The sequence below is a fragment of the Cupriavidus sp. SIMBA_020 genome, from assembly GCF_046535395.1.
Lineage (GTDB): Bacteria > Pseudomonadota > Gammaproteobacteria > Burkholderiales > Burkholderiaceae > Cupriavidus > Cupriavidus campinensis.
In genome coordinates this window covers 1-257 of sequence record NZ_JAWRWU010001029.1, presented here as the reverse complement: position 1 = coordinate 257, position 257 = coordinate 1, and the positions used below count along the sequence as shown (strand labels likewise).

Sequence of the window (257 nt, the reverse complement as noted above, 5' to 3'; positions counted from 1 at the left end):
CTTCCACGCCGACGACGTCGTCGCCGGTATAGATGCGCATCGCACGGTGATGGAATGCGGCGAGCGTGCGCTCGCGGCAGTCGGCCGACGCACTCGCGACCGTGAGCGCGACGGGCAGACCCTCGCCCACTTCGCGCGCGAAACTCGGGCCGGACAGCACGCCATTGCTCGCGTGGTCGGGCAATTCCGCCGCGACGACCTGATGCGGCATCAACTGCGAGTCGGCTTCGAAGCCTTTGCAAAGCCACACGAAATGC

The 257-nt window shown here is 66.9% G+C and carries 1 pseudogene; it reads right to left on the bottom strand.

The features are described 5' to 3' along the window. Positions 1-257: pseudogene (locus tag SB751_RS32595) on the bottom strand (glycerol-3-phosphate dehydrogenase); the annotation flags it as partial.